The 25,023-nt window shown below is 70.2% G+C and carries 32 protein-coding genes; 16 read left to right on the forward strand and 16 right to left on the reverse strand.

The features are described 5' to 3' along the window. Positions 1-187: 187 nt before the first annotated feature. From G567_RS0108740 to benA, 6 genes are read right to left on the reverse strand one after another with little or no spacing between them, the layout of a single operon-like run. Positions 188-406, reverse strand: a complete 219-nt coding sequence (locus G567_RS0108740; RefSeq protein WP_028929694.1) for a dodecin — start codon at positions 404-406, stop codon at positions 188-190. Between the two features lie 2 nt (positions 407-408). Next, positions 409-744 carry a cupin domain-containing protein gene (locus G567_RS0108745; protein ID WP_028929695.1) on the reverse strand — a complete coding sequence of 112 codons (336 nt, stop codon included), beginning with the start codon at positions 742-744 and terminating at the stop codon, positions 409-411. A gap of 40 nt (positions 745-784) precedes the next feature. Beyond that, a complete protein-coding gene (locus tag G567_RS36090; RefSeq protein WP_028929696.1) occupies positions 785-1,573 on the reverse strand; it encodes a 1,6-dihydroxycyclohexa-2,4-diene-1-carboxylate dehydrogenase in 789 nt (262 codons plus the stop codon). A 1-nt stretch (position 1,574) separates the two neighbouring features. Beyond that, on the reverse strand, positions 1,575-3,062 hold the full coding sequence (gene benC / locus G567_RS0108755) for a benzoate 1,2-dioxygenase electron transfer component BenC (RefSeq protein WP_028929697.1): 1,488 nt from the start codon (positions 3,060-3,062) through the stop codon (positions 1,575-1,577). Positions 3,063-3,091: 29 nt separating this feature from the next. Further along, on the reverse strand, positions 3,092-3,583 hold the full coding sequence (gene benB, locus G567_RS0108760; protein ID WP_028929698.1) for a benzoate 1,2-dioxygenase small subunit: 492 nt from the start codon (positions 3,581-3,583) through the stop codon (positions 3,092-3,094). A gap of 20 nt (positions 3,584-3,603) precedes the next feature. After that, on the reverse strand, positions 3,604-4,965 hold the full coding sequence (gene benA, locus G567_RS0108765; protein WP_028929699.1) for a benzoate 1,2-dioxygenase large subunit: 1,362 nt from the start codon (positions 4,963-4,965) through the stop codon (positions 3,604-3,606). Between the two features lie 175 nt (positions 4,966-5,140). Here benA and G567_RS0108770 point away from each other — a divergent pair, with 175 nt between their 5' ends. The 5 genes from G567_RS0108770 (at position 5,141) to G567_RS27615 (ending at position 8,572) form a co-directional block, all read left to right on the forward strand. Further along, positions 5,141-5,947: a 2-keto-4-pentenoate hydratase gene (locus tag G567_RS0108770; RefSeq protein ID WP_028929700.1), complete on the forward strand. Its 807-nt coding sequence runs from the start codon at positions 5,141-5,143 to the stop codon at positions 5,945-5,947. After that, positions 5,944-6,714, forward strand: coding sequence for a 2-keto-4-pentenoate hydratase (locus tag G567_RS0108775; RefSeq protein WP_028929701.1), 771 nt, complete (start codon positions 5,944-5,946; stop codon positions 6,712-6,714). Before G567_RS0108770 ends, G567_RS0108775 begins: the two co-directional genes overlap by 4 nt. A gap of 45 nt (positions 6,715-6,759) precedes the next feature. Beyond that, positions 6,760-7,068: a 2Fe-2S iron-sulfur cluster-binding protein gene (locus tag G567_RS27610; protein WP_037056344.1), complete on the forward strand. Its 309-nt coding sequence runs from the start codon at positions 6,760-6,762 to the stop codon at positions 7,066-7,068. A gap of 43 nt (positions 7,069-7,111) precedes the next feature. Further along, positions 7,112-8,026 carry a catechol 2,3-dioxygenase gene (locus G567_RS0108785; protein WP_028929702.1) on the forward strand — a complete coding sequence of 305 codons (915 nt, stop codon included), beginning with the start codon at positions 7,112-7,114 and terminating at the stop codon, positions 8,024-8,026. Between the two features lie 72 nt (positions 8,027-8,098). Continuing rightward, on the forward strand, positions 8,099-8,572 hold the full coding sequence (locus G567_RS27615) for a hypothetical protein (protein ID WP_147201103.1): 474 nt from the start codon (positions 8,099-8,101) through the stop codon (positions 8,570-8,572). 144 nt (positions 8,573-8,716) lie between these two features. On the opposite strand, the gene G567_RS27620 is transcribed toward G567_RS27615, so the two are convergent. After that, positions 8,717-9,223, reverse strand: a complete 507-nt coding sequence (locus G567_RS27620; protein ID WP_342662913.1) for an HNH endonuclease signature motif containing protein — start codon at positions 9,221-9,223, stop codon at positions 8,717-8,719. 29 nt (positions 9,224-9,252) lie between these two features. Here G567_RS27620 and G567_RS0108800 point away from each other — a divergent pair, with 29 nt between their 5' ends. After that, on the forward strand, positions 9,253-10,095 hold the full coding sequence (locus G567_RS0108800; protein ID WP_028929704.1) for a transposase family protein: 843 nt from the start codon (positions 9,253-9,255) through the stop codon (positions 10,093-10,095). 2 nt (positions 10,096-10,097) lie between these two features. Here G567_RS0108800 and G567_RS36615 read toward each other — a convergent pair whose 3' ends face one another. Continuing rightward, the gene (locus G567_RS36615) at positions 10,098-10,229 is read right to left on the reverse strand and encodes a hypothetical protein (protein WP_261763851.1); all 132 of its coding nucleotides are present in this window, start codon (positions 10,227-10,229) and stop codon (positions 10,098-10,100) included. After that, on the reverse strand, positions 10,230-10,706 hold the full coding sequence (locus tag G567_RS0108810; protein WP_028929705.1) for a DUF222 domain-containing protein: 477 nt from the start codon (positions 10,704-10,706) through the stop codon (positions 10,230-10,232). Between the two features lie 393 nt (positions 10,707-11,099). Here G567_RS0108810 and G567_RS0108820 point away from each other — a divergent pair, with 393 nt between their 5' ends. The 4 genes from G567_RS0108820 to G567_RS0108835 all read left to right on the forward strand — a co-directional run bounded on the left by G567_RS0108820 (position 11,100) and on the right by G567_RS0108835 (position 12,986). Beyond that, positions 11,100-11,624, forward strand: a complete 525-nt coding sequence (locus G567_RS0108820) for a flavodoxin family protein (RefSeq protein WP_037056451.1) — start codon at positions 11,100-11,102, stop codon at positions 11,622-11,624. Between the two features lie 114 nt (positions 11,625-11,738). Next, positions 11,739-12,215: an Hsp20/alpha crystallin family protein gene (locus G567_RS27625; RefSeq protein ID WP_028929707.1), complete on the forward strand. Its 477-nt coding sequence runs from the start codon at positions 11,739-11,741 to the stop codon at positions 12,213-12,215. Positions 12,216-12,302: 87 nt separating this feature from the next. After that, positions 12,303-12,572: a DUF1876 domain-containing protein gene (locus G567_RS27630; RefSeq protein ID WP_037056346.1), complete on the forward strand. Its 270-nt coding sequence runs from the start codon at positions 12,303-12,305 to the stop codon at positions 12,570-12,572. A gap of 198 nt (positions 12,573-12,770) precedes the next feature. Beyond that, positions 12,771-12,986 (forward strand): hypothetical protein, encoded by a 216-nt coding sequence (locus G567_RS0108835; protein ID WP_147201102.1) that lies wholly within the window; start codon positions 12,771-12,773, stop codon positions 12,984-12,986. 3 nt (positions 12,987-12,989) lie between these two features. Here the strand turns inward: G567_RS0108835 and G567_RS0108840 are convergent, their stop codons facing one another. Together G567_RS0108840 and G567_RS27635 are read right to left on the reverse strand one after the other, a co-directional pair. After that, positions 12,990-14,081 carry a CapA family protein gene (locus G567_RS0108840; RefSeq protein WP_307724148.1) on the reverse strand — a complete coding sequence of 364 codons (1,092 nt, stop codon included), beginning with the start codon at positions 14,079-14,081 and terminating at the stop codon, positions 12,990-12,992. Positions 14,082-14,095: 14 nt separating this feature from the next. Beyond that, on the reverse strand, positions 14,096-15,433 hold the full coding sequence (locus tag G567_RS27635) for a phosphoribosyltransferase family protein (protein WP_037056348.1): 1,338 nt from the start codon (positions 15,431-15,433) through the stop codon (positions 14,096-14,098). A 665-nt stretch (positions 15,434-16,098) separates the two neighbouring features. Between G567_RS27635 and G567_RS0108855 the strand changes: the two genes are divergently transcribed. Together G567_RS0108855 and G567_RS0108860 are read left to right on the forward strand one after the other, a co-directional pair. Next, positions 16,099-16,569: a hypothetical protein gene (locus G567_RS0108855; RefSeq protein WP_147201101.1), complete on the forward strand. Its 471-nt coding sequence runs from the start codon at positions 16,099-16,101 to the stop codon at positions 16,567-16,569. A gap of 114 nt (positions 16,570-16,683) precedes the next feature. Beyond that, the gene (locus G567_RS0108860) at positions 16,684-17,562 is read left to right on the forward strand and encodes a universal stress protein (RefSeq protein WP_028929711.1); all 879 of its coding nucleotides are present in this window, start codon (positions 16,684-16,686) and stop codon (positions 17,560-17,562) included. 26 nt (positions 17,563-17,588) lie between these two features. Here the strand turns inward: G567_RS0108860 and G567_RS27640 are convergent, their stop codons facing one another. The 3 genes from G567_RS27640 to G567_RS0108875 all read right to left on the reverse strand — a co-directional run bounded on the left by G567_RS27640 (position 17,589) and on the right by G567_RS0108875 (position 20,716). Continuing rightward, positions 17,589-18,047, reverse strand: coding sequence for a pyridoxamine 5'-phosphate oxidase family protein (locus G567_RS27640; protein ID WP_051232596.1), 459 nt, complete (start codon positions 18,045-18,047; stop codon positions 17,589-17,591). 22 nt (positions 18,048-18,069) lie between these two features. Beyond that, on the reverse strand, positions 18,070-18,258 hold the full coding sequence (locus G567_RS27645; protein WP_245585591.1) for a CBS domain-containing protein: 189 nt from the start codon (positions 18,256-18,258) through the stop codon (positions 18,070-18,072). Positions 18,259-18,490: 232 nt separating this feature from the next. After that, positions 18,491-20,716, reverse strand: coding sequence for a PEP/pyruvate-binding domain-containing protein (locus G567_RS0108875; RefSeq protein WP_028929712.1), 2,226 nt, complete (start codon positions 20,714-20,716; stop codon positions 18,491-18,493). A gap of 109 nt (positions 20,717-20,825) precedes the next feature. Here G567_RS0108875 and G567_RS0108880 point away from each other — a divergent pair, with 109 nt between their 5' ends. Further along, positions 20,826-21,164 carry a PadR family transcriptional regulator gene (locus G567_RS0108880; RefSeq protein WP_028929713.1) on the forward strand — a complete coding sequence of 113 codons (339 nt, stop codon included), beginning with the start codon at positions 20,826-20,828 and terminating at the stop codon, positions 21,162-21,164. Continuing rightward, positions 21,146-21,835 (forward strand): permease prefix domain 1-containing protein, encoded by a 690-nt coding sequence (locus tag G567_RS34060; RefSeq protein ID WP_051232598.1) that lies wholly within the window; start codon positions 21,146-21,148, stop codon positions 21,833-21,835. Before G567_RS0108880 ends, G567_RS34060 begins: the two co-directional genes overlap by 19 nt. A 392-nt stretch (positions 21,836-22,227) precedes the next feature. On the opposite strand, the gene G567_RS0108900 is transcribed toward G567_RS34060, so the two are convergent. Next, positions 22,228-22,794: a GNAT family N-acetyltransferase gene (locus tag G567_RS0108900; protein WP_028929715.1), complete on the reverse strand. Its 567-nt coding sequence runs from the start codon at positions 22,792-22,794 to the stop codon at positions 22,228-22,230. 14 nt (positions 22,795-22,808) lie between these two features. Then, positions 22,809-23,288 carry an anthrone oxygenase family protein gene (locus G567_RS0108905; protein ID WP_028929716.1) on the reverse strand — a complete coding sequence of 160 codons (480 nt, stop codon included), beginning with the start codon at positions 23,286-23,288 and terminating at the stop codon, positions 22,809-22,811. Positions 23,289-23,471: 183 nt separating this feature from the next. Between G567_RS0108905 and G567_RS0108910 the strand changes: the two genes are divergently transcribed. Further along, positions 23,472-24,326 carry an amidohydrolase family protein gene (locus G567_RS0108910; RefSeq protein ID WP_028929717.1) on the forward strand — a complete coding sequence of 285 codons (855 nt, stop codon included), beginning with the start codon at positions 23,472-23,474 and terminating at the stop codon, positions 24,324-24,326. Positions 24,327-24,663: 337 nt separating this feature from the next. Then, on the forward strand, positions 24,664-25,023 hold a 360-nt coding region (locus G567_RS0108915), incomplete at its 3' end, for a helix-turn-helix domain-containing protein (RefSeq protein ID WP_028929718.1).

Consider the following 25,023-nt stretch of genomic DNA (forward strand, 5'->3'; position numbering starts at 1 on the left):
CACCGGAACAGGAGCTCTGCAGCCCTGGCAGCGCGATCGGGCGCGACGCCGGATGCCGGCCCGCCGGCGGATGGCCGGACATCGGGTTGGTGGAGAGTCGTGGGCAGGCATCCCGTTGTAAGGCTGCTCAGCGCCCGGGCGGGGGCCAACACCGTCCCGTCCAGCGGAAGCGGCCCGACGGGCCGCGTTACTGCCCGCTCTCCTCGAGGCGGAACCCGACCTTCATCGTGACCTGGAAGTGGCTGACGCTCCCGTCGGCGATGGCGCCCCGGACCTCGACCACCTCGAACCAGTCGAGGTTGCGGATCGTCGACGAGGCGCGCTTGAGGCCGTTGGTGATGGCGTCGCTGACGCTCTCGCTCGAGGTTCCCACGATCTCGTTCACGACGTAGGTGCTGTCGGACATGGCTAGTCCTCCGTGTCCGGCGGCGCGAAGACGACGAGCATCTCCAGGTCTTCGGCGATATCGACGAAGCGGTGTTCCTCGCCGTGGTCGACCGAAATGAGGCTGCCCGCCTTCACCTCGACGTCCTCGTCGACGACCCGGAGGGTGCCCCGGCCTTTCAGGACGATGTAGACCTCGTCCGCCATGTGTGGGTGCTGGGTGTCCTCGTCGCCGGGCGACAGGGTGAACATCCCCAGCGACATTCCCCGGCGCCGCAGGAACTCCGAGTACGGACCGGCCGCTGCGGCGTGCTTCGTCTCGAGATCGTCCAGTTCGAACGCGACGTACGATCCTGCCATCGGTTCCTCCCGATCGGTGCGGGCCACGGAGGCCAACGGGTCAGCCCAGATCTCCCCCTGCCACGGGAAGCCGCGTCCCGGTGATGTAGGACGCCTCGTCCGAGGCCAGGAACAGGATGGGCGCGGCCTGCTCCGCCAGGGTCCCGTAGCGGTGCATGAGCGACGAGTCGACGGTCTGGTCGACCACCGCTTGGGACCACTGCTTCTCCTGCTCGGACCGCTGGGCGGTGGGCCCCCGCGGGATCCGCCGCTCCGGCGCCTCGATGCCGCCCGGAGCGGTGGCGACGACCCGGATCCCGTGGCCCGCGTATTCCCACGCGAGCGCCGCGGTGAGGGCGTTGACCCCGCCCTTGGCCGCGGAGTACGGGACGCGGTTGATCCCTCGGGTCGCCACCGAGGAGACGTTCACGATCGTTCCCTGCCGTTGTTCGAGCATATGCGGCAACACCGCGCGGCAGCACCACAGCGTGGGGTAGAGCGAGCGCCGGATCTCGGCCTCGATCTCGCTCTCCTCGTAGTACGCGTACGGCTTGGCCCAGATGGTGCCGCCGACGTTGTTCACCAGGATGTCGATCCGGCCGAACCTCTCCCGCGCCGCGGTCATGGCGGCCGCGCAGTCGGGGTACTGCTCGAGGTCGGCGATCAGCGACATGGCCTGCGCTCCCTCGGCGGTCAGCTTCTCGCTCACCTCGTGGACGATCTCGGAGCGGTCGACCAGCGCGACCCGCCCTCCCTCTTTTGCCGCCCTGGTCGCGACCGCCTCTCCGAGACCCTGTGCCGAGCCGGTGACCACCAGGACCTTGGTGTCGAAGCGACCTGCGAAGACCATCTCAGCCCGCGCTCTCCGACATCCCGATCCCGGCCCGCATCGTGGCCTTCGCGTGCTCGGTGTGCTCGACGATGACCGCCCGCAACCGCTCCATATCGCCGCGCTCGAACGCCTCGACCATGTCGAGATGGTCCTTGGTGATATCACCCACCAGGGTCACCGACGGCGTGAGGACCTGGCTCATGTACTCGTGCACCAGCAGCCGCTGGTAGGCCTCGGCCAGCGTTGCGTTGCCCGTCGCCTCGATCGGGAACATGTGGAACGCCGTGTTGGCGTCCCGGAAGCCGGCCGGGTCGACGAAGTGCCCGTCCTTGATATGTGCGCCGGTCGCCTCGGCCAGCCTGCGGTATTCCGCCAGCTGTTCCGGGCCCAGCCGTCCCAGCACGATATGAGCCGCACCCAGCTCGAAGGCCATGCGGGCGTCGAACGCCTCGTCGGAGTCACCGACCTTCACCTGTATCGCGCCGGTCTCGGTGACGAGCCCGGTGCTGGTGAACTTCTCGTAGTAGAAGTTCAGCGGCGCGATCCCGTTGCTCTCCAGGTGCCGGCGAACGGCCTCCACCATTGGCGGCGGACCGCAGAGATAGATGTCGACATCTCCGCCGTTGACGTGTTCCGGCTCGATATAGCGGGTGACGTAGCCCTTGTTCGGATGTGTGCTCGACTCGTCGGCCACGCAGCAGGTGAAGGTGAAGTTGGGCAGCTGTCGGGCGTATTCCTCGAGCTCGTCGACCTTCACCAGATCCGGGTCGCTCGTCACGCCGTAGATCAGATGAACGGGATTTTCGGTGCCGTTGCTGCTGACTTTCTCCAGCATGGAAAGGAAGGGGGCAAGGCCGGTTCCGCCCGCCAGGAACAGCAGTGGCCGCCTGACCTCGCGCAGGTAGAAGCTGCCGAGCGGGCCGGTGAAGTCGACGCGGTCTCCCACCTGAGCGGTGTCGCGCAGATAGGTCGCGAGCGCACCCGTGGGGGTGTTGCGCAGCAGGAATCCGACGTCGGACGCGCGTGGTCCCGAACTGAACGAGTACGACCGGGTCTGGTCGGTCCCCGGGACCAAGACGTTCACATACTGGCCCGGGATGAAACCAAGAGAGTCTCGGCTGTCGAGCGCGATGGAGAAACCGAGCGTCGTCTCCGACAACCAGTCGATCGAGCTGATCTCGCCCACGTGCGCGGACGCGGCGACCTTGGCGATGTCCGAGGTGACGGGTATCCGGATGACGCAGTCCGATTGCGGGGTCATCTGGCAGGTCAGGACGTAGCCCGCCGCCTCCTCATCCTCCGTCATCGCCTCGTCGATGACGTAGTCTCCCAGCTCGTACGCGCCCGACTCGCAGAAGCTTTTACAGGTCCCGCAGACCCCATCGAGACAATCCACCGGGATGTTGATGCGAGAACGGTACGAGGCATCGGAGACGATCTCCCCGTCGTTGCACTCGATGAAGCGGGTGACCCCGTCCTCGAATGTCAGCGCGATCTGATAGCTCATCTCTCCACCCGAGGCCTTCTCGGTCGCCGCTATACGTGGTAGATGTCGACGACGTTGTGGATGAAGTCGTTCTTGAGGATGACCCGCTTCTTCTTGATCAGCGGCTGCGGTCCGGAGGTGTCCAGCGTGTAGAACGAGGTGCCGAAGTAAAGGTCCACGCTCTGGTACCGGTAGTACAGCGTGAACCAGTTGAACCGGATGTCACACTCGTCGTCCCGCTGGTCGGTGATCTCGACATTGCTGATGTTGTGCCCCGTCCGTGGCTCCGGAATGCTCGTCGCGCTCGACCTTTCGGTCCTGATCCGGAAGACCCGGTCCTCCAGCCCGCCACGGTTCGGGTACCAGATCAGCGATACCTCCCGCTGCGGGTCCGTGACCAGCGTGTCGTCGTCGTCCCAGGCCGGCATCCAGAACTCCGCATCGGGCGCGTAGCATTCCAGCCATCCCTCGAAGTCCCGGTCGTCGAGCAACCGCGCCTCGCGGTAGAGAAACTGCTCGACGTCGTGCAGAGAAATAGTCATCGGCGTACCTCCGGCATCCGCTACTGAGCGCGTGCCTTCGACTCGGCGTCCACGGCGTGCTGCATCGCTTTCACCCAGTAGCCGTGCTGGATGGTGAACAGGCCCTCGTCCTCGACCCGGACGCCGCTGAGCACAGGGTTGATCCCGAGCGCCGTGGCGTCCTCGTCCGGTCCCGTGACCCAGTGCGTCGCGCCGCGGCTCAGGTCGTTCCATGGGGCCTTCGCGGCGAGGAAGCCGCGCTGACAGGACCGGAACTCCTCCAGGTCATCGGGGGTGGCCATGCCGGTGGCGTTGAAGAAGTCCTCGTACCGGCGGATTCGGGCGGCGCGAGCCTGCGCGCTCTCCCCCTTCGGGGCGACGCAGTAGATGGTGACTTCCGTCTTGTCCACGGAGATCGGCCGGTAGTGCCTGATCTGCGAGCTGAACTGGTCCATCAGGTAGACGTTGGGGTAGAGGCAGAGGTTCCGCGCGTACTCGATCGCCCATTCGGCCTTGGTCTGACCGATCCGCTCGATCAACTCGTCGCGCCGTTCGTACAGCGGCTCGTCCTCGGGATTGGCCCGCCTGGTCCAGAGCAGGACGTGCCCGTTTTCGAAGGCGTAGAAGCCGCCCTTCGTCTTGCCGTAGCTCCCCGCATCCATCGCCCTGGTCTCGGTGGTCGACTCACCGGTCGAGCGCCGGCCGGTGGTCGCGGCGTAGTTCCAGTGGGTCGAGGCGACGTGGTAGCCGTCGGCGCCGTTCTCCGCCTGCACTTTCCAGTTGCCGTCGAAGGTGTAGGTCGAGGACCCTTTCAAGACCTCCAGACCCTCCGGCGACTGGTCGACGATCATGTCGATGAGCTTCGCGGCCTCCCCGAGGTACTCCTCGAGCGGCAGCACATCGGGGTTGAGGCTGCCGAAGAGGAATCCTCGGTACGACTCGAAGCGCGCGACCTTGGTCATGTCGTGGGAGCCGTCCGTGTTGAACTGCTCCGGGTAGCCTGCGCCCTTCGCCTCCTTGACCTTGAGGAGCTTGCCCGAGTTGCTGAACGTCCAGCCGTGGAACGGGCAGGTCCAGGTCGACCGGTTGTCCTTCTTGCGCCGGCAGACCATGGCGCCGCGGTGGGCGCACGCGTTGATGATCGCGGCGAGCTCGCCCTCGCGGGTGCGGGAGATGATCACCGGATGGCGGCCCATCCACGTCGTCAGGTAGTCGTTCTTGTTGGGTAGCTGGCTCTCGTGTGCCAGGTAGATCCAGTTGCCCTCGAAGATGTGTTTCATCTCGAGCTCGAACAACTCCGGATCGGTGAACATATCGCGCCGTGCGCGGTAGATGCCCCGCTCCGGATCCTCCTCCAAGGCATTCTCGATCTTCGTCCTGACCCCGTCCAACGTGGTGCTCATACGGGCAGTCCTTCGGATGGCCGAGTCCTTCGGTCGGTTCGAACGGTAGGCCGATCTCGGTGCTTTCCTGTGCACCTCCCGCTGGGCGGAATCGGACCGCCGGCCGGCGCCGCACGGGGCACGGTGGTGACACGCTCGATCCACTACCCAAGACCGCCGGCGGGATCACCCATCGATGAGCAGCAACGAGCCGACGACCGTCGCCGAGGTCGCCAACCAGCTGTGGGAGGCGGAGCACGAACGCACGCCCGTCGAGCCCCTCGCCGCCACCCGACCGGACCTCACCCTCGAGGAGGCCTACGCGATCCAGGCCCGCAATGTCGCGCGCCGCGTCGCCACGGGCAGCGTGGCCCGCGGGCGGAAGGCGGGGGTGACCTGGCGGGCGTGGCAGGAGCTGCTCGGAGTGCACGAACCGGGGTTCGGCGTCCTGCTCGACGACATGTTCGTCGAGGACGGCGACGAGATCGCCGCGGACGCGCTCATCCAGCCGCGCATCGAGTCCGAGACGGCTCTGGTGATGGGGACCGATCTCGCCGGCCCCGGCGTCACGACCACGGATGCGCTCATCGCGATCAGCGCGGTGCTACCCGCCATCGAGGTCGTCGACAGCCGCATCGCGGACTGGCGTATCGAGCTCGTCGACAGCGTCGCGGACAACGCATCCTGCGGCCGGGTCGTGCTCGGCGGCCGGGTCACCCCGGTGGCCGCGATCGACCTGCGCCTGGTCGGGATGCTCCTCTACCGCAACGGCTCCCCGATCGAGAGCGGCGCGGGCGCTTCCGTACTCGGCAACCCGGCCCGCAGCGTGGCCTGGCTCGCGAACAGGCTGGGCTCGATCGGCGAGCGGCTGCGTCGCGGGGACATCGTGCTGCCGGGCGCGCTGCACCGGATGGTGCCGGTCCGCCCCGGCGACATCTTCCACGCGCAGTTCGCGCACCTCGGCTCGGTGACCGTGCAGTTCGGCGAGCGGAGCGCGGCATGACCGACCCCCAGGCCATCGCCGACGCCCTGATCGCGGCGGAACGCGATCGCACGCCGATCACGCCCTTCACCCGGACCCTGCCGTTCCTGGACGCGGAGACGGCATACAAGGCCCAGACGATCATGGTCGACCACCGCCTGCAGGCGGGCGAGCGGCTCATCGGCGCGAAGCTGGGCCTGACCAGCAAGGTCAAGCGCACCGCCCTGGGCATCGACGAGCCGGTCCACGGCCGGCTGACCTCCGGCATGATGATCCCTCCGGGCGAGCCGGTGCGGCTCGACGAACTCATCCACCCGCATGCCGAGCCGGAGATCGCGTTCCTCATCGGACGGCGGATCGAGGCGCCGACCACGGTCGCGGGGGTACTCGCCGCCACCGAGGCCGTCCTCGGCGCCGTCGAGGTCGGCGACTCCCGATACCGCCAGCCGTTCCGGCTGCCCGACTCCGTCGCCGACAACGCCGGTGCCGCCCGCGTCGTCCTCGGCGGCAACGCCCGGCGCCCGAACGAGCTCGAGGACCTGTGCGTGCTCGGCTGCCTGTTCCGGCATCGGCACGGGCTCACGACCGCCGCGGGTGGGGCCGCGATGGGCCATCCCGCAGCCGCGGTCGCCTGGCTGGTGCACACGCTCGGCGCCAGAGGCGAATGTCTCGAGGCCGGATCGGTCGTGCTGTCCGGCGGGTTGACCGCCTCGGTGCCGCTGCTGACCTACGGGGTGGTGACGGCCGAGTTCGACGGGCTGGGATCCGTCGTGGCGCATTGCCGGTGAAAGGAGGTGCCCATCAGCCAAGATCCAGGGCAAAAGCGCGCGGAGGTGACGGTTCTCCCCGACGGCGTGAGCGTCGACGCCGAGGATGGCGAGACCGTGCTCCGCGCGCTGAGCCGCGCAGGCCTCCGCTACCGGGTCGGTTGCCGGCGCGGTGGATGCGGGATCTGCAAGGTGCGGCTCGTGCTGGGCGAGGTCGCCTACGAGCGGCCGATCGCCACCACCGTGCTCTCCGACGAGGAGCGGATCGAGGGGATCTGCCTGAGCTGCAGGGCCATACCGATCACCAGCATCGCCATCGAACTGCAGGAGGGGGACCGCCTCAGGAAGGTCCTCGGATTCGCCTTCCCCGCATAGACGCGGGCATCGAGATAACAACGGGACCGGAAGGAACACCGAAATGAGTGTCATGCGGCTGGGGTTCGTCCACATCCGAGTGACGGACCTCGAGGAGGCCCGCAACCACTACTCCAACACGATGGGGATGAAGGTCGTCCATGAGGAGCCCGGCAAGCTGTGGCTGAAGTGCTGGGACGAGTACGACCACCACTCCCTCGTCCTCGAGGAGGGCGGGGTCGGGCTGGTCAAGCTCGGCTACAAGGTCCAGACCAAGGACGACCTGGAGCGCTACGAGAAGCGCGCCCAGCAGTTCGGCTGCACGACTGGCCGGGTCAGCGCCGGGGAGAACCTCACGGTCGGCGACGGCGTGGCGATCTCGGTGCCGTCGGGGCATCGGGTCGAGCTCTACGACGAGATCGAGTACGTCGGCACCGACACCGGTGCGCTCAACCCCGACCCATGGCCGCGCGACGGCCGCGGGATCGCCGCGCACTGGATCGACCACGCCCTGGTCGCCGCCGACGACCCGGGCCTGCTGGAGCGGTTCTTCACCGAGGCGCTGGACTTCCACGTCGCCGAGCGCGCCATCACGAACATCAGCCACCCCGAGGTGCTGGGCTCCTGGATGGCGTGCGGGGAGTCCCCGCACGACATCGCCGTGATCAAGGGACCGGACGCGAAACTGCACCACTTCGCGTTCCACCTCGAGGACTGGAACGCCATCCTCCGGGCGGGCGACATCATGAGCATGGACGACGTGTCCGTCGATATCGGCCCGACCCGGCACGGCATCACGCGGGGCACGACGATCTACTTCTTCGACCCGTCGGGCAACCGCAACGAGGTGTTCGCGGGTCTGGGATATCGGACCTTCCCGGACTTCCCCACGGTGAACTGGACGGAGGACCAGTTGGCCAAGGGCATCGTGTACATCAGCAGGGAGCTGAACGAGGCCTTCACGACCGTCTTCACGTGAATCTCAGGCCCTGTTTCCCGGCCCGGCCCGGGCGAGCCTCGACCTCTCCGAATGTGGAAGGAGGCGGATCGGGTGTGGCCGTGGGTCGCGCAGATCGGGCAGGGGCGAGGCTGGTTCTACAGCTACGCAGCCCTCGAGAACCTCGTGGGCTGCGATATCCGCAGCGCCGACCGCGTCGTTCCCGAATGGCAGGACCTCCGGGTCGGCGACCCCGTCTCGCTGCATCCCGATATGGCGCTGCGGGTTGCCGCGATCGAGGCGCCGCGGTCGCTCGTCCTCCACGGCGGGGTTCCGATCGATGCCATCCCGCCCCCGTACGATTTCACCTGGGCCTTCGTCGTCCGGGAGCGGCCGGACGGGTCGAGCAGGCTGCTCGTGCGGGAGCGCTGGACCTACACGCGGTGGTGGGCGCCGATCCTCGTCGAACCGGTCGAGATCGTCAGTTCCGTGATGCATCAGAAGATGCTGCGCGGGATCCGGGATCGGGCCGAACGGGCAGCCGCATATGACCTGGCACCGGACGGATGGGCCGCCACAGCGGCATAGCACCGCACGCAGCCCGACCCCGGCGCCATCCGGGACGCGAGGCGCCGCATCGTCGGATTCTTCGACTGCCACCTGAGGGCGGCCGGTACATAATGCCGGCGGGCCGGGCACGACCCTGCGGCCGGGCCGGAGCGGCCTCGTGGCTCATGTGATCAGATGTGGTCGTGGTCCTCGGCGGGGGGTCTGCTCCGGGTCGATCCACTTCGGGGGAATGAACTCGGGTAGGCCGTCGCGAATGCGCACCATCCAGCCGGAGGAATGCATCATCCGGTGATGGACCCGGCACAACATAACCAGGTTGTCGCGTTCGGTGGGGCCGCCGTGTTCCCAGGGCAGGATGTGGTGGCATTCGCACCAGGACGGGGTGCTCCCGAATCCCGGAAAGGCGCAGCCGCCGTCGCGGGCGGCCACCGCCCGGCGCAGCCCGTCGGGAATGGTGCGGGTCAACCGGCCCACGTCCAGCGGTTGCCCGGCGCCATTCATGACGATGGGGATCACCGCGGCGTCGCAGGCCAGCCTCCGCAGCTCGGGCGCGGCCAGTGAAGTGATCTCAGCAAGAAGCGGTGCGTGGGTGCGGCGACACGCACATTCGGGATGATCCGGACGGTCCGGGGCGGGCGTGGGGCCCTCCGGTAGAGCAGCTCTCACCACAAGAACCCGACCGTGTGTGAGGACCCCACGTGATCGCCTATCGTGCCATGCTCGACGTCCCCCGGGAACTGGTCTCGATGCTGGCCGGGCTGCTGCGCGCCGAACGCCGCCGGCGCGGTACCCGCGCCAAGACCAGGGCGTTGACCTGCTGGTACCAGGCGATCCTCGTGCTGGCCTGGTACCGCAGGCGCGAGGACATCGCGCTGCTGGGCGCCGGGTTCACGATCTCTCGGGCAACCAGCTACCGCTACCTCGCCGAGGGGGTCACCGTGCTCGCCGCCGAGGCGCCGGACCTGCACGAGGCGCTGCAGCGGGTCGCCGAGGAGGGCTGGTCCCACGTGATCCTCGACGGGAAGCTGTTCGGCACCGACCGGGTCGCCGCGACCACCACCGGCACGAAGGGGACCACCATCCACGCCTGGTATTCCGGGAAACACCACGGCTTCGGCGGCAACATCCAGGCCGTCATGCGCCCGGACGGCCTGCCGATCTGGACCTCCGCGGTCACCGAGGGCCACACCCACGACCTCACCGCCGCCCGCGACCACCACATCCTGGGCGCCCTGTACTGGGCCGCGTCCCGGCTGCACCTGCCCACCCTGGCCGACGGCGGCTACGAAGGCGCAGGTCGGGGCGTCCACACCCCGGTCGGGAAACCCGGCGACGGGCAGGCCCTCGGCGCCGACAACCAGACCTACAACGCCCTGCTGCGCGGCGCCCGCGCCCGCGGCGAACGCGGCTTCGCCCTGCTGGTCGGACGCTGGAGAGCGCTCCACCACATCACCGCCGGCCCTGGCCGAATCAGCGACATCGTCCACGCCGCCCTCGTCCTCACCCAATTCGAGCACCGCTACCTACGCACTTCTTGCTGAGATCACTTCAGTGGGCCGCCGAAATCGAGGACCGCGGCGCGGGCGCGCTGTTCGAGGTCCTCCAGGCGCACCAGCACGTTGAGGTGCGGGCGCTGCCCGCCGCCCTCGGGCACACAGTCGGCGTGGGCGAGCACCTAGCCGCACACCTCGGCCAGCGCCTCGGCCAGCCGCCGCGCGGCGGGCCGGTCGTCGTCGCCGGTGAGCGGCGCGGATTTGGCGTCGAGCAGGGTGACGATGGCGTCGGACAGGGCCGCGTCGTCGAACCGGCCCGTGAGCGTGCCGCCGCTGCCGTCCCGGTGCCGGGTCAAGGTCAGCTCGTTGACCGGATCCGGGGGTTGCTCGTCGTCGGGCTCGGGCCCGTCGGCGTCGAGCATCTCGACCAGCCGCGTGCCGTACGCCGGGAGCTCCGAGGGGGTATAGACGGCGGTCTTGGCGGCCAGCTGTTCCTCGGCGCCAGCCCACACCTGCGGGGCGAGCCGTTCGGCGGCCGGGCCGGCCAGGATCTTCGCGATGGTCTCGACGTGGCGCAGGCCGGTCGGGCCGGCGGCGTCCAGCGCGTCGAGCGCCTGGGTGGTGAGCCGGTGGACGACGGGCAGCGGGCGGGTGAACACACGATCATCATACTCGAACTTATGTTCGAGAATCGGTCACTCGTCGCAGGTCAGAGGCCTTCCGGCGCTATCCCGAGACCGCTCACCGGCTCAGCTCAGCCAGCCGGCCCGACTCGAGGTAGCGCTATGGACCGGCCCATCGAGACCGCACCGCTCGGGCGACGCACGAAGGACGACGGCGTGCACGACCGCGATGTCGTAGCGCGGCAGCACCTCATCGAGCAGCAATGACGTCATCATGAACCTCCGGGACCCCGAACCCGTCAGGTCGGCACGGCGCGATCCCGTGGCCCGGGACGGCCGGCCCCGGCGAATGCGGACCAACGCCCCTGCCCCGGGCCGGTTCAGCAACCCACGATCCGGGGAAGACAACGAGACCCGGAGGTGATCCTGGTGCGTGCGTTGGTCGTATTCGAGTCGTATTTCGGCAACACGAAGCGGATCGCCGAGGCCGTGGCGGAGGGCCTGTCGGCCCGGCTGACGGTGGACATCGACGAGGTCACCGACGCGCCACCGACCGTCGGTGCCGACGTCGATCTGGTGGTGGTGGGTGGCCCGACGCACGCATTCGGGTTAACCAGGCCGACCACCAGGGCCGATGCCGTCCGGCAGGCCGGCGGGACCGAGACCGCCACCGGTATCGGGCTGCGCGAGTGGCTCGACAAGCTGCCGGCCGCACGGCCGGGGACGGCCGCGGCCTGCTTCGACACCCGGGTCTCGCGACCCCGGGTCCCCGGGTCGGCGGCCCGGCGGGCACGGTCGCGGCTGCGCGAGCACGGTTTCACCGCGCTCGACCCGGCGACGACGTTCTGGGTCCGTGGCACCCCGGGCCCGCTCGTCGACGGCGAGCTCGAGCGGGCCAGGGAGTGGGGCGTCCTGCTTGCCCAGCGACTCGCCGAGCTGCGTCCGGTCGGCTGATCAGAGGCAGACCGACCGGGGTGCGGGACCAAGGGCCCTGCCGGGATGCCGGCTTCTGTAGCACGGTGAAGAACACCGGATATTCGGCACACAACGGTGAGGAGGACAACGAACATGAGCATGGTTTCCCGCCGCGAGCGCGGCACCGATCTCGCCCGCCGATTCAATTGGATGGATCGCGTCTTCGAGGAGTGGATGAGGTCGCTGCCCATGCGCCGTCCGTTCGGCCTCAGCTGGGATTGGCCGGGTGAGGACCTCATCCGGGTCGACGAGTACCGCGAGGGCGGCGCCGAGGTCATCCGTGCCGAGCTGCCCGGTATCGACCCGGACAAGGACGTGGAGATCACCGTCCGCGAAGGCGTGCTGCGGATCAAGGCCGAACGACACCTCGAGGAGAAGACCGAGAAAAAGGGCTACACCCGGCACGAGCTGCGTCACGGCGTGCTCAGCCGAACGCTGCCCCTGCCCGAAGGCGCCTCCGAGTCCGACATCACGGCCAGCTACAAGGACGGCATCCTCGATATTCGGATCCCGGTCTCGGAGCCCTCGGCCGAGGCAGAACCAACCAAGATAAAGATCAACAAGTCCTGACTGCCGCGGTCGCGTGCCCGGGCGGCCGGACCGGCCGCCCGGGCAGGCGACCGATGACCCACCCGCCCTCCGTCGAAGGAGCGCGACATGACCGTGGTAAAACGATGGACGATCACCGTCGACATCGATGAGCACGAGAACCGCACGAGGGCCGTCGCCCGGTTGGAGATCCACGATTCCGACAAATTGGTCGGCGTCGGGATGGCGAGGCTCAACCCGGCCGATCACAAGGTGCCGGAGATCGGCGACGAGATCGCGACGGCGCGGGCGTTGTCCGAGCTGAGCCACCATTTGCTGGACGTCGCCGCGGGAAATATCGAACAGATCACCAGAGAGCCCGCCCACCTTCATCTCTGAGACGGCTGCCCCACGCGGCGACGGCCGTAGGGTTGGCGCCGTGCTCGTCGACGAGTTCATGCCGACCTATGACGTCTCCGACTCGGTGGCAACGGTGGTCGAGGCCGACCCGGCCACGACGTGGGATGCCCTCGTGGAGGTCGATCTGATCGAGGTGGGCCGGACGAAACACTGGTCGGGCTGCTCGGAGCGGTGCGGATGCTACCCGAGCTGGAGATCAATCTGCTGCACGGCGAACGCCCCGCGTCACCCGCAGGCTCCAACGGCATGCGGCTGCGCGACACCGCCGGGATATCCGCCGCGGAGTTTCGCACGTTCGCCGAGCCCGGCTATGCCAAGACGGTCTACTCGCTCTCGGTCCGGCCGCTCGAGGACGGCAACACCCTGCTGGTCGGCCTGATGCGGGGCCGATGATGGTCAGCACAGAATGAGCCAGCCGTCGGATTCGATGTCGAGCCGGCAGCCGAACTGGCGGCTGATGGCGTCCAGAATCCCGCGCAGCCACACCGCGTCCTCGTCCGAGGCCTGCCACAGCCGCATCCGCCAGGCCTGCAGCGGCGCGATCCGCAGCCGGACCAGCGCTCCGGTGTCCGGCTCGACGGCGGCGATGTACAGCAGCCGCAGGTCGTCCCGGTACTCCTCGAAACCCCCGATGCCCTCGTAGTCGTTGATGAAATCACCGCAGCCGTAGAGGATCAACCTGTCGCGATAGACCTCGACCGGTCGAGGATGGTGCGAGGAGTGCCCGTGCACCACGTCGACCCCGCCGTCGATCAACCGATGGGCGAAGCGGGTCTGCTCGCGGGAGACCTCGTAGCCCCAGTTGGATCCCCAGTGGATGGACACGACGGCGATATCGCGTGTTCCCCGGTGTCGCCGGACATGCTCGAGCAGCTGATCGGCGGCGGCGTCCGTGAGCTCGCGCACGAAGCCGACACCCGGCTGCTGCCCGGTCGCCGACCAGCTCGCCGGTATGCCGCCGGACGCCGTCCCCATCGAGAACACCAGTACCCGCGCGCGGCCACCGACCGGGACGGCGGCGGGCCGCCAGGCCTGCGCGGTGTCCCGCCCCGCCCCCGCCGCCGCCAATCCGGCCCCGGCCAATGCCTTCAGCGTGTCGGCCAGCCCTCGGCGACCGAAGTCGAGAACGTGGTTGTTCGCCAGCACGCAGACGTCGGGCCGGGCCGAGGAGAGGCAGGCGACGTTCGCCGGGTTCATCCGGTAGTGGATGCCCTTCCTCGGCGCGAACCGATCACTGCGGGTGATGCTCGTTTCGAGGTTGATCACCCGCACATCGGGGGCGATCTTGTCGAGCACCTCGATCGCGTCCCCCCATGGCCACGCGAACGGAACCGGACGCGGAACCGGACCGTTCACCGCCTCGGCCAACTCGACGTAACAGCGCGCGTCCTTGACGTACCGTTCCCGTAAGGCGGGGTCGCCCGGATGCGGCAGGATCTGGTCCACCCCGCGGCCGAGCATCACGTCCCCGCACAGAACGATCGTCACCGGCTCGCCGGGCATCAGACGCTTCGGCCACTGGGATGCGGTACCCGGGTGAGACGGTCGACGAACCAGTCGCGGGCGAGCGCCGCCACCTGCTCGAGCGCCCCGGCCTCCTCGAACAGGTGAGTGGCGCCGGGGACGACCGCGAGCCGGTTCTCGCAGCGCATCCGGGCCTGCGCCTGCCTGTTCAGATCGAGAACGACCTCGTCGCGCCCGCCGACGATGAGCAAGGTCGGGACGTGGACATCACCCAACCGTGGGGCGGCCAGGTCGGGCCGGCCGCCGCGGGACACGACCGCGACCACCTCCGCGTCCGGTGCGGCCGCGGCCCACAGCGCCGCGGCCGCACCCGTGCTGGCCCCGAAGTAGCAGATGGGAAGGCCCCGGCACGCCGGTCGCCGACGCGCCCACCCGGAGACCTCGGCCAACCTGACTGCCAGCAACTCGACGTCGAAGACGGTGGCGCGGCTCGTCTCCTCCTGCTCGGTCAGCAGATCGACCAGCAGTGTCGCGAGGCCCGCACCCTGCAGGGTCCGGGCGACGTACCGGTTGCGCGGGCTGTGCCTGCTACTGCCGCTGCCGTGCGCGAACACCACGATTCCCGAAGCCTGCTCCGGGATGACGAGCTGTCCCGTCAACCGCACGCCGGCCACGTTCAGCTCGACCTCGTCGTTCGGCGGGGACGGGTCGTCGGTCGCGGCGCCGCTCGGGGTGAACGGTGCCTGTTCGGAGCGCCGCAGCAGCTCGACGACCTCGTCGTCGGAGGTCTGTCCGAAGTGTTCGTAGAACTGGCCGACCGCGCCGAACGACGCGGGGGTTTCGAGGCACACCAGCTCATCGACCTCGCCCCGGAGCCGGGCGGCGCTTTCCCGGGCACAGACCGGCACCGCCAGCACGACCCGCGCCGAGCCCTGGGCCTTGACCACCCGGCACGCAGCCGAGGCGGTCGAGCCGGTCGCGACCCCGTCGTCGACGACGATCACGGTCCGCCCGGCCAGTGCCAGCCGGGGCCGATCGCCGCGAAACCGCCGGGCGCGCCGCTCGAGCTCCGCCCGTTCCTGCCCCTCGACCTCGGCGAGTTCGGCGTCGCCGATGCGGGCCATCCGCAGCACGCGCTCGTTCCGGACCAGGACGCCGCCCTCGCCGATGGCGCCCATCGCGAGCTCGGGCTGGAACGGAACCCCCAACTTGCGCACCACGATCACATCGAGCGGTGCCCGCAATCCGTGTGCGACCTCGAACGCCACGGGCAACCCGCCTCTGGGCAGGCCGAGCACCACGACCTTCTCGCCGCGGAGCCGCTGCACCTGTTTGGCCAGCCGCCTGCCTGCGTCCACCCGATCGTTGAATGGCATCACGCACCTCCTCAGGCTGGTACCGCCGGTATGCGGCACACCGCGCCCGCCTCGGAGAGGGCCTTGGTCCCGCCCGTCGGAGCGCGGGCGGCACCCCTCGTCGACGCGTAACCTCGATGACCCATCCTCCTCCTCGGAACGAGGTCAGGAGGTTGACGTCCTCCCCCGCTGGACGGCGGGGGATTCCAGCCTCTACGCCAGCAGGGAGGCGGCGCGGTGCTGAGGTTCGCGGTTCACCGTGGCGGGCCGCCCCGCCGCTCCCCGCGCGGCCCGTCCGGCCGCGATGTTCCGGGCAGTGTTCCGGTCGGCGTTGCGGGCGTGCAGACGGTTGAGCCGTTGCACCCGGCGGGCCTGTGGTCCGACGATACAGAAGCCCTAGTGCCGGCCCTTCCTCCGCCAGGTCGGGCGGCTGTGGGTGCCGTATCGCCAGTTCGGCGTATCCCGGCATCCGCTGCCCGCGGGTGCGGTAGCCGAGTTGTTCGACCGCGAGGTTCCACACGTACCGGGCATGCCCGCAGTGCGACAACAGCCCTCTTCCTGCGCCCGGGTGGGGTAGAGCCGGAACCTCACCCGCTCACCATCCCATGCCGCACCGACAGTTCCCTGGAAGGAGGAAGCGCTGGTCCTCCCCACCCCCAACGGTGGGGTGTCCCGGCGCAGACCTGATGACCAAGCAGGATATGACATCTCGGGAGACGTGGAGCGCCGCGGACTGGCTGCGCCACGCTGCCGCCGCTCTGCGGCGGATGGTCACGGACGGGCCCGCGCAGTGGGGCGACCCGGACGCCGGCCGCGGCGACGCGCAGCGACGCCCGGTCCTGGAGGACATGCCGACGCGCACCGCGTTCCCCGCCGCGCGACCGCCCTCGATCGGCGATCCGATGCCCGCGGGGCTGCGGGACCCGATGAGGGACTTCGAGGACGCGGCGCGCTCGGCCCGTCCACGGGCCCCGGCCGCCCGGTGGATGCCGATCGTGAGCCCGGTGATCGCCGAACCCCTCGCCGCCATGCTCGACGCGCTGGCCGACGGCGCCGAGAAGACCGTCCAGGCGGGCGGGTCGGTCGCCGAGGACCCCTACCAGTCCGCGGTCGACGTCGCCAGGCTCATCGTGGACGCCACCGCCGCCTCGGACTGACCGCGGCGAAAGGTCCGTTCGGGTACCCCCGATTCGTGACCTTCGGCCCTGCTGTCCCCGTCGCCGGAAACGGGAGGTTGGACACCTCGGAAACGGCAGGGGGGAACGGAGCATATGGCCGAAGGGAATCGTCGGTCGATCCTGGTCGGGTTCGACGGCTCGGTGCCGTCGCGGCGGGCGGCGCGGTGGGCGGTGGCGGAGGCGGCGAGCACGGACCGGCCGGTGCAGCTCGCGTACGTCTTCCGGTGGCCGATCCCCGAGCTCGCCCAGCTTCACGTCGTCGACAAGATCGGGGACGTCGGCGACGCGCGCCAGGCGGCCGGGGTGCTCATCGACGCCGCCGTACGCGGGTTCGAGGAGCTCGCACCCGGCGTCGACGTCCGCGGTGAACTGGTCACCGGCGGAACCGTGGAGATCATGACCAGCCTCGCCGCCGACGCCGAGCTTCTCGTGCTGGGGGCGTCGGGGCAGAGTGGTATCTCCCAGGTGCTCCTGGGATCCAGCGCCGCCGAGTTGGCCCGCCGGGTCACCTCGTCCATCGTCATCGTGCGTGGTGTGGACGAGGACGGACGCGGCCCGGTCGTGGTCGGGGTGGACGGTTCGGTGTCCAGCGACCGCGTCGTGCAGTTCGGGTTCGACTTCGCGGCGCGGCACGGGCGCGAGGTCGTCGCCGTCCACACCTGGTGCGACTTGCCGATCGACGCCCTGAGCCTGACCAGCGTCCTGGACCTCGACCGGGTCCAGGTGCAGAAGGAGTCCGACGCGCTGCTCACCGACCTCCTCGCCGATGCGCGGCGGCGTCATCCGGAGGTGCCCGTGCACCACGTCACGAGCGTCGACCGGCCCGCGCAGGCGCTGCTGGATCTGGCGGCCGGCGCGGGCCTGCTCGTGGTCGGCCGTCATGGACGTGCCCGCACCGAGGCCCCGCTCGGCTCGGTGAGCCATGCGGTGCTGCACTACGCACCCTGCCCGGTCGCGGTCGTCGCCGAGTGAGCGTCCCGCCAGCCGGCGTATCCGCGCTACAGATAGGCGCCGGGGCCGAACGCGGGCGGCAGCCGACCCGGCACGATCCGACGGCCGGTCACCGCGTGCGGGATCAGCCGCACCCAGCGCCCGTGCTCACCGGGCGCCCACGGCTCCACCCCGCTCGCCTTCGTCCGCTCGATCAGCTGCGCCCGGTGGCCACTCGTCACCTCCTCGGCGAGGCCCCGGACGAGCACGCTCCAGCCGCTGCGGGTGCGCTGGTCGATGACATCGACCTCGAACGTCACGTTCGCGTGGTCGGCCGCCGCGAGCTTGGTACCGGCGTCCATGCGCATCACGATGACCTGGCCGTCGAGCGCATAGTTGACGGGAAAGATCAACGGATAGTTCTCCGCGTTCACGCCGAGGCGTCCGATCTGCTGAGTGGCCAGTAGGCGGTAGCACTCCTCGGTGCCGAGGGCCTGCAGTTCCGCGGGGCGTGCGTCCTCATCCATGGCGTGTCCTTCTCTCGGCCATTCAGTACAGCGGACCGATCCGGGACTCCGCGACCATCTCGTCGACCAGGTAGCTGAGCTCGTCGACCACGGCGACCACGCCCTCGACCCCGTCGACCACGGGCACGGCCCGCACGGCATTGGCGAACAGCACCTGGGCCACCTCGTGGAGATCGGTGTCCGGGAGCACCGAGAACACCGTCCGGGTCATCACGTCATACACGGTCGTCCGGCGCAGTCGCGGCACGCTCGCGGCGACGCCGCCCCCGGCACACTGGTCAGACTCGTCACGGTCATCGTTCGATCGCATGCCGTCCCCCGCCGAATCCCCGCTCCGACCCGTTTCCGGACCACCCTGTCCGCGGGCTGCGCACCGGACGACGGCCGGAAGACCCGCGGCCGACGGGGCCGGACGGCCCCGGGTTCACCGGCTGCTGACGGGCTCAACTCCGGGCGGCGGGGATGACGACGCCGATGCCGCCGTCGACGGTGATCATTTCCCCGGTGCGGAGCCTGGCGGTGGCATCGCCGGTGCCGACGACGGCGGGGATACCGTACTCGCGGGCGACCAGTGAGGCGTGGGCCGCGAGGGTGCCGCCGTCGGTGACCACCGCGGCGGCCCGCGCGAACAGCGGGGTCCACGCCGGCGCCGTGGCCTTGGCCACCAGAATCTCTCCGGGGCCGAACGCGGCGAAGTCCGCGGGCCCGTCGACCACGCGGACCCGGCCGGTGGCGCGGCCTGCGCCGGCGGGGTGCCCGACAAGCGAACCGGCCGGAACGGAGTGGGTGCCGCGGGCCGCGGCGACCGCTCTGGCGATCGGGTCGCCGATGAGCCGGGGCGGCGTGCCGAGGGTGAGCGGGGCGGGCAGGCGGCGGTGGCGCTCCCATTCGGGCCGGCGCCGCGGCACCGCCGGGCCGGGACGGACACCGCACAGAGCGTCGGACATCTCGCCATAGGTCAGGAAGAAGATGTCGTCGCGGGCGGCGACGGCACCGGCGGCGACGAGGTGGTCGCCGAGGCGGTGCACACAGCACCGCAGCAGCGGCCAGCCCAGGGTGAGATCGGCGGCCTGCTGTTCGCGGATCACGGTGTAGCGCTGGGCCACCCGGAGCAGCCCGACGAAGGAACCGAGCAGCTTCGGCCGGTCCGCCAGCGCCGTCCGACAAGCCTGTTCCGCGGCGATGCGCGCGGCAGCCTGCCGGTGGTGCCGGTCCTCGGCGGCGGCGTCGGACCAGCTGCCGAGCTCTCCGCTGGTGGGCCGGTACCAGTCGAGGCTGTGCACGGCGTGCGCCGCCGGTCTGGGTTCGGCTCCGGGCAGGCCGGTCAGCAGCACCTGCGGCCCGGCCTCGAGAACGCCGGCGAGGTGCCGCCGGACGAAGCCGGTCAGGCGGGCCTCGATCTTCCAGGCCGATCCGCCCACGAGCGCCAGTGACCACAGGTAGCGTCCGGCGAGGTCCCCGATCTGGTTGACGAGCCCGATCAGCCGCGCGGGGTCCGCCGCCTCGACCGCGCGCTCGCCGTCGTCGACGGCGCGCCGGTACTCGGGGAGCAACCGGGTGCGCCACTGGTCGTGGAGCCCGGCGAGCAGCGTCCGGTCCGCGGCCACCGGGTTGCGGGAGACCCGGATCAGGGCGTTGAACAGGAACCACACCGCCCGGCCGCGGCCCTGCACCAGGACCCGGGCGAGCAGCCGTGGGGACGGGATGGGCAGGGCGTTGTAGTACCAGCCGTGCACCGCGGCGTAGCGGAACGGGACGACCGTCCCGACGTCGGCCCGCATTCCGGCCAGGTAACCGGCCTCGATGCGGGGCAGCAGCCAGTCGGCGAACAGCGGCGTCATCGCCTCCGGCAGCCACTCGCCGAGGCGGAAGTTGCGCATCCACAGCCCCGGCCCCGGCGGGGCCCAGACGACCGGTTCGGGGAGCGCGGTCATCGGCCGGGCCTGCAGCAACACCAGCCGATCTCCGTCGAACGCCCACTCGATGTCCTGCGGGATGCCGTAGTGCTCGGCCACGCGGCGAGCGAGCGCGGCCACCGCCGCGGCCCGGCCTGCATCGAGTACCGGTTCGCCCACCGCCTCCCGGATGCGTTCGACGTGCGTGCCGCGGACGGTCCATTCCTCACCGCCGGCCTCCCCCGCGACCAACCGCTCGCCGCGGCCGGCGATCGCGGTCACCACGGTGGTGTCCCGGGCCCCGGTGACCGGATGCGCCGTGAACGCGACCCCCGCCGCGGTGACCGCCACCATGGGCTGAACCAGCACCGCCATCGCCGCCGGTTCGCCGCGCTCGGCCGCGCCGAGCCGGTAGGCGGCAACCCGCTCGCCGGTGGCGGAGGCGAAACAGCGTCGGATCGCGGCGGGCAACTCGTCGGCCGCGACGTCGAGGAACGTCTCGTAGAGCCCCGCGTAGGAGGCGTCGGCCAGGTCCTCGGCCGCACCGGAGGACCGGACAGCGAACGGTCCGGGCCCCAGCCGGGCCGCCGCGCCGGCCATGGCCCTGTCCAGCGCCTCCGGCTCGTCCAGCGCACCCGGGGGCACCACGAACCCCGGCGGCACCGGGAACCCCGCGCCGGCCAGCGCACCGAGCGTGACGGCCTTCCCACCCAGCACCGGACGGGGCTCCTCGCGCGCCTGGCCGAGTTCGACGATCAGCCGGCTGGTTGTCATCAGTCCTCCCGGCCACAGGTTGGAACGTAGTATCACTATGCATAGTGACACTACCTATGCACCGGTGGATGTGCCGCCGATTCCCCCTCCTGGAGTAGTGTTGCTACGTATGCGGGCGGAGGCACTCAAGGGACATCTCGACGGGCTGTTGCTCGCCTCGCTGGAGCCGGGCCCGCTGCACGGCTACGGCGTGATCGAGGCGCTGCGGGTCGGCAGCGAGGGGACGTTCGACCTGCCCACCGGGACGGTGTATCCCGCGCTGCACCGGCTGGAACGGGCCGGGCTGATCAGCTCCACCTGGTCCGACGGACCGGGCCGGCGGCGGCGCAGTTATCGGTTGACCGCCGCCGGGGCCGCCGAACTGGCCGAATATCGAGCCGGATGGCGCGAGTTCTCCCGCTCGGTGACCGCGCTGCTGGAAGCCGGAGCATGGCCGGCCCCGGCCTGATCCTGAATCCGGTCGCCCGCCGGATCCTGGAGGCCTGGCTGTGCCGGCTCGACGCCGCCTTGCCCGGCCCCGCCCGGCTCCGCGAACGGATCGTCGACGAACTGCGCGACGGGCTGCACAGCGCCGCCGAACACCGCCTCGACGCCGGGACCGATCCCGTCGACGCGGCCACGGCCGCCGTCGCGGAGTTCGGCGACCCCGACACCCTCGCGGCCTCCTTCCGCGGCGAACTGGCCGCCCACCTGGCCCGGCGGGCCGGCATCGCACTGGTCGCCTCGGGACCGCTGGTCGGGTTGGCCTGGCTGGCCGCGCTCGCCCCGCCGCCGTGGCCACCCCGTCCCGCCGGACTGCTCGGCACCCATCCGCTGTATCTGGCCGTGCTCGCCGTCGCGGTACCCGCCGCGCTGTTGGCGGTGGCGGCCACCGGCAGGCTCGGCCGCCGGCTCCCGCGCCACCCCGCCCTTGCGGCGCACGCGGCCGCGGTCGCCGCGCTCGCCTGCACCGCCGGAGACGGTCTGCTCCTGGTCGTCCTCGCCCACACGGCGCTCGCCGCGCCCGCGACACTGGCCTGGCCGACCGCCCTGCTCGCCGCCGTGGCCGGCAGCGCCCGGCTCGGCCTCACCGCCCGCGCCGCCCACCGTTGCGTCGAGAGCAGCCCGGCCGGATCGTGACGGGCCTGAAACCGGCGACCGGCGAGTCAGGCCTCACAACGAGGTCCTCGTCGGTCGGGCGATCCACGACCGCCGCGACCAGGTGCAGCTGGCCACCAAGTTCGGCATCGACCGCAGCGCAGGCGACGCGAACCGGGTGATCCGGGGGCATCCGGACTACTCGCTGTGGACGCACGAGGTCGAGGGCTGGCCCGATGCTCTCCGAGCTCGGGGTCGGCCTCGTTCCGCCTGGGTGTACGCGCAGGCCGAACCGCTCGGAATCACCATCACCGCGATCCCCGGCACCGGCGGGTGGAGAGATTGGAGGAGAACCTCGCGGGGCTCGACGTGACCCTCGACGACGAGGCGCTCGCTCTGCTCGACCCGCTGGCCGACAAGGTGGTCGGGGACCGCTATCCGGCGGGACGGGCTCCCGGGCCGTCCGGTCGATCGGTCCGGTAGACGTAGTGCAGCGGGGCGTCGATGGGGTTGTCCGGCGGTAGGTCGGCCTCGGCGATGCGCCGCAACCCGGCGCGTTCCAGCGCCCGCCAGGACACGATGTTGGCGGCGACGACGGCGACGACGATCGTGGCCGCGTCGGGGTAGGCCTCCCAGGTGTCGGCGACGGCGGTACGGATCATCTCGGTGCCGATCCCACGACCGGTCCGCGCCGGGTCGCCGATGAGGTAGTCGAGGGTGACGGCCCCGGCGGGCACCGTCGCGATCGCGGCGAGCTCAGCGAGCTCCTCGGGGTAGTCGGCGAGGCGGGACCGCTCGAGGAGGCCGATCGGCTCGCCATCGCGGTGGACGATCAGGTCCTCGCACGGATCCGTGCCATCGATACCGCCGCCGAAGTCGCGCTCGACGGCCTGCGGCGTGCTCTGGTGGTGCCACCAGCGGAAGACGTGCGGCTGCGCGAGCCAGCTCGCGAGCAGGGGGAAGTCCGCTCGGGTGAGGCGGCGGAAACGGTACTCGGCCATGGAGCGGCTCCCCGTCAGCTCTGCGCGATCGCCGCGACCACGAACGCGACCGCCGCACCGAGACAGGACACCGTGCGGGCGTGGTTCCAGCGGGTCCAGCGGCGGACGTAGTCGCGCCACAGGTCGGGCGTCGGGCCGCCGCTCGGCTCGGCCGCGGCCAACGCGTTGTTGAGCGGTACATTGCCCACGATGGTCACACCGATGGCGCCGAGCAGGTAGAGGCCGACGCCGACGAGCAGCGGCGCGCTGGCCGCGTCCCAGACCGCGATCGCGCGGACGGCCAGTGCAACGCAGACGGCGCCGGTGCCGAACAGCGCGGTCATGAACGCCGGCCGCACGGCCGTGATGTTGATGCTCTGCATCGCCGCGGCGCCTTGGGGCGCGGGCAGCCGGGCCAGGCCCCGCATGATGAAGGTGGAGAAGCTGAAGAACACCCCACCCACGGCGCCCGCCCCCACCGCGGCGACCACCATGAGCGCCTGTCCGAGCGTCATCGGGAGCTCATCGCCGATTCTCCTCACGGTTCTCGAGAGATAGACCGACGTGCCGACCGGAACTCATCGTGCCGGTCGGCTCACCGCCGTCGTCGCCGGCCTCCGAGCCGACCAGGCTGAGCAGCGGTTCATGTGTAATATTCGACATATACGTTCACCATACTTGACGTTAGGGAGGGCCGGATGGCTCGGCAGGAACGGGTTCGCGGCAAGGTCATCGATGCGCACAGCCACATCGGAACCATGGACGCCTGGCCGTTCTACAACCTCAAGGAGCCGGTCAAGCCGACCGTCTACGAGTTCGCGACCGCCAAGGACTACCTCGATCATGTCAACGGGCTCGGCGTCGAGCGAGGCCTGGTCCTGCCGAACTACGGCATCCCCGTCCAGGGCCACGCGTTTTCGCTCAACCCGCTGGTCATCGACTCGGTACAGGCCGAAGACCGGCTCGTCGGCGGACTGTGGGTGTCCTTCCTCCCGCAGAACAAGGAGATGACCCTCGAGGCCCTGAAGAACACCGGCGAGCGGGGCATCGTCGCGCTCAAGACGACGTTCCTACTCGGCGGCAACCCCGATCCGAACACCTGGGACGACGACACTCGCGAGATCGCCGAGGCGTGCTTCGCCGCGTGCGAGGAGCACGACCTGGTGTTTCACTTCCACACCAGCGCGGGCGGCTCGTCCGACATCAACAACTACGTGCCGATGGTCGAGCGGTACGGCAAGCGGGTCAAGATCTACCTCGTGCACTTCGGTGGCGGCGTGTCCGGCCACATCAAGCTGGTCCCGCAGTTCCTCGACTGGGTCGAGGAGGGCTACCAGGTCTACTGCGACACCACATGGACCATCGGCTTCGGCGCCCGCTGGCTGATGACCGAGATCGAGAAGCGCGGTGTCGGCGCCGACCGCGTGCTGTTCGCCTCCGACGAGCCGTGGAGCGATTTCTGGAGCGAGTACTGGAAGATCTACGGAGCCCCGGTGAGCGACGAGCTCAAGGAGCGGATCCTGTGGAAGAACTACGAGGACCTCTACGGCTGAAAACCACGGAACAAGGACGGGCGCGGAAGGCCAGCGCTCAGCCGCCCGGCGCCGGAGCGCGCCGAAGGGCACGAGGATGTACACCGCGATCACCAGGTAGCCGAGCACGGCCAGCACCGGCAGAAAAAACCCCAGCACGACCATCCCGACGTAGCCGGCCAGTCCCGGCGTGAGCCGCTTGGTGATCAGCTTCGCGTCCGCGTCAGTTGGGTCAGGCCGGATCAGCCGTTCGCGCACCGCATAACGCCAGAGCAGCGACACAACAGAGGTTGAAGGGTTGGCGTTTCGCCGTGGCTCGTCACTGACGGCGGCGGTCGGGTGCGTGCATGCTCCCGGCATGAGGTATCCGGATTCCGGTGGCCTGTCGCCCGAGGCCCGCGCCCAGCGGGAGGCGGTGCGGTTGCAGGCCGCCCAGATGTTCGCCGCCGGCACGGACGCCGGCGAGATCGCCGAGCGGCTGCGGGTGACCCGCAAGTCGGTCAACGACGGGAACCGGTCCTGGACGACCGGCGGGGCTGCCGCGCTGGCCTCCAAGGGGCCGGGCGGGTCGCGGTGCCGGCTCGATGAGGTGCAGCTGGCGAGGTTGCAGGCGGAGTTGGACGCCGGCCCGGCCGAGCACGGCTGGTCCGAGGACCAGCGCTGGACCCTGGCTCGGGTCGCGGCGCTGATCGTCGAGTTGTTCCACGTCCGATACACC

The organism is Pseudonocardia asaccharolytica DSM 44247 = NBRC 16224, assembly GCF_000423625.1.
Classification (GTDB): domain Bacteria; phylum Actinomycetota; class Actinomycetes; order Mycobacteriales; family Pseudonocardiaceae; genus Pseudonocardia; species Pseudonocardia asaccharolytica.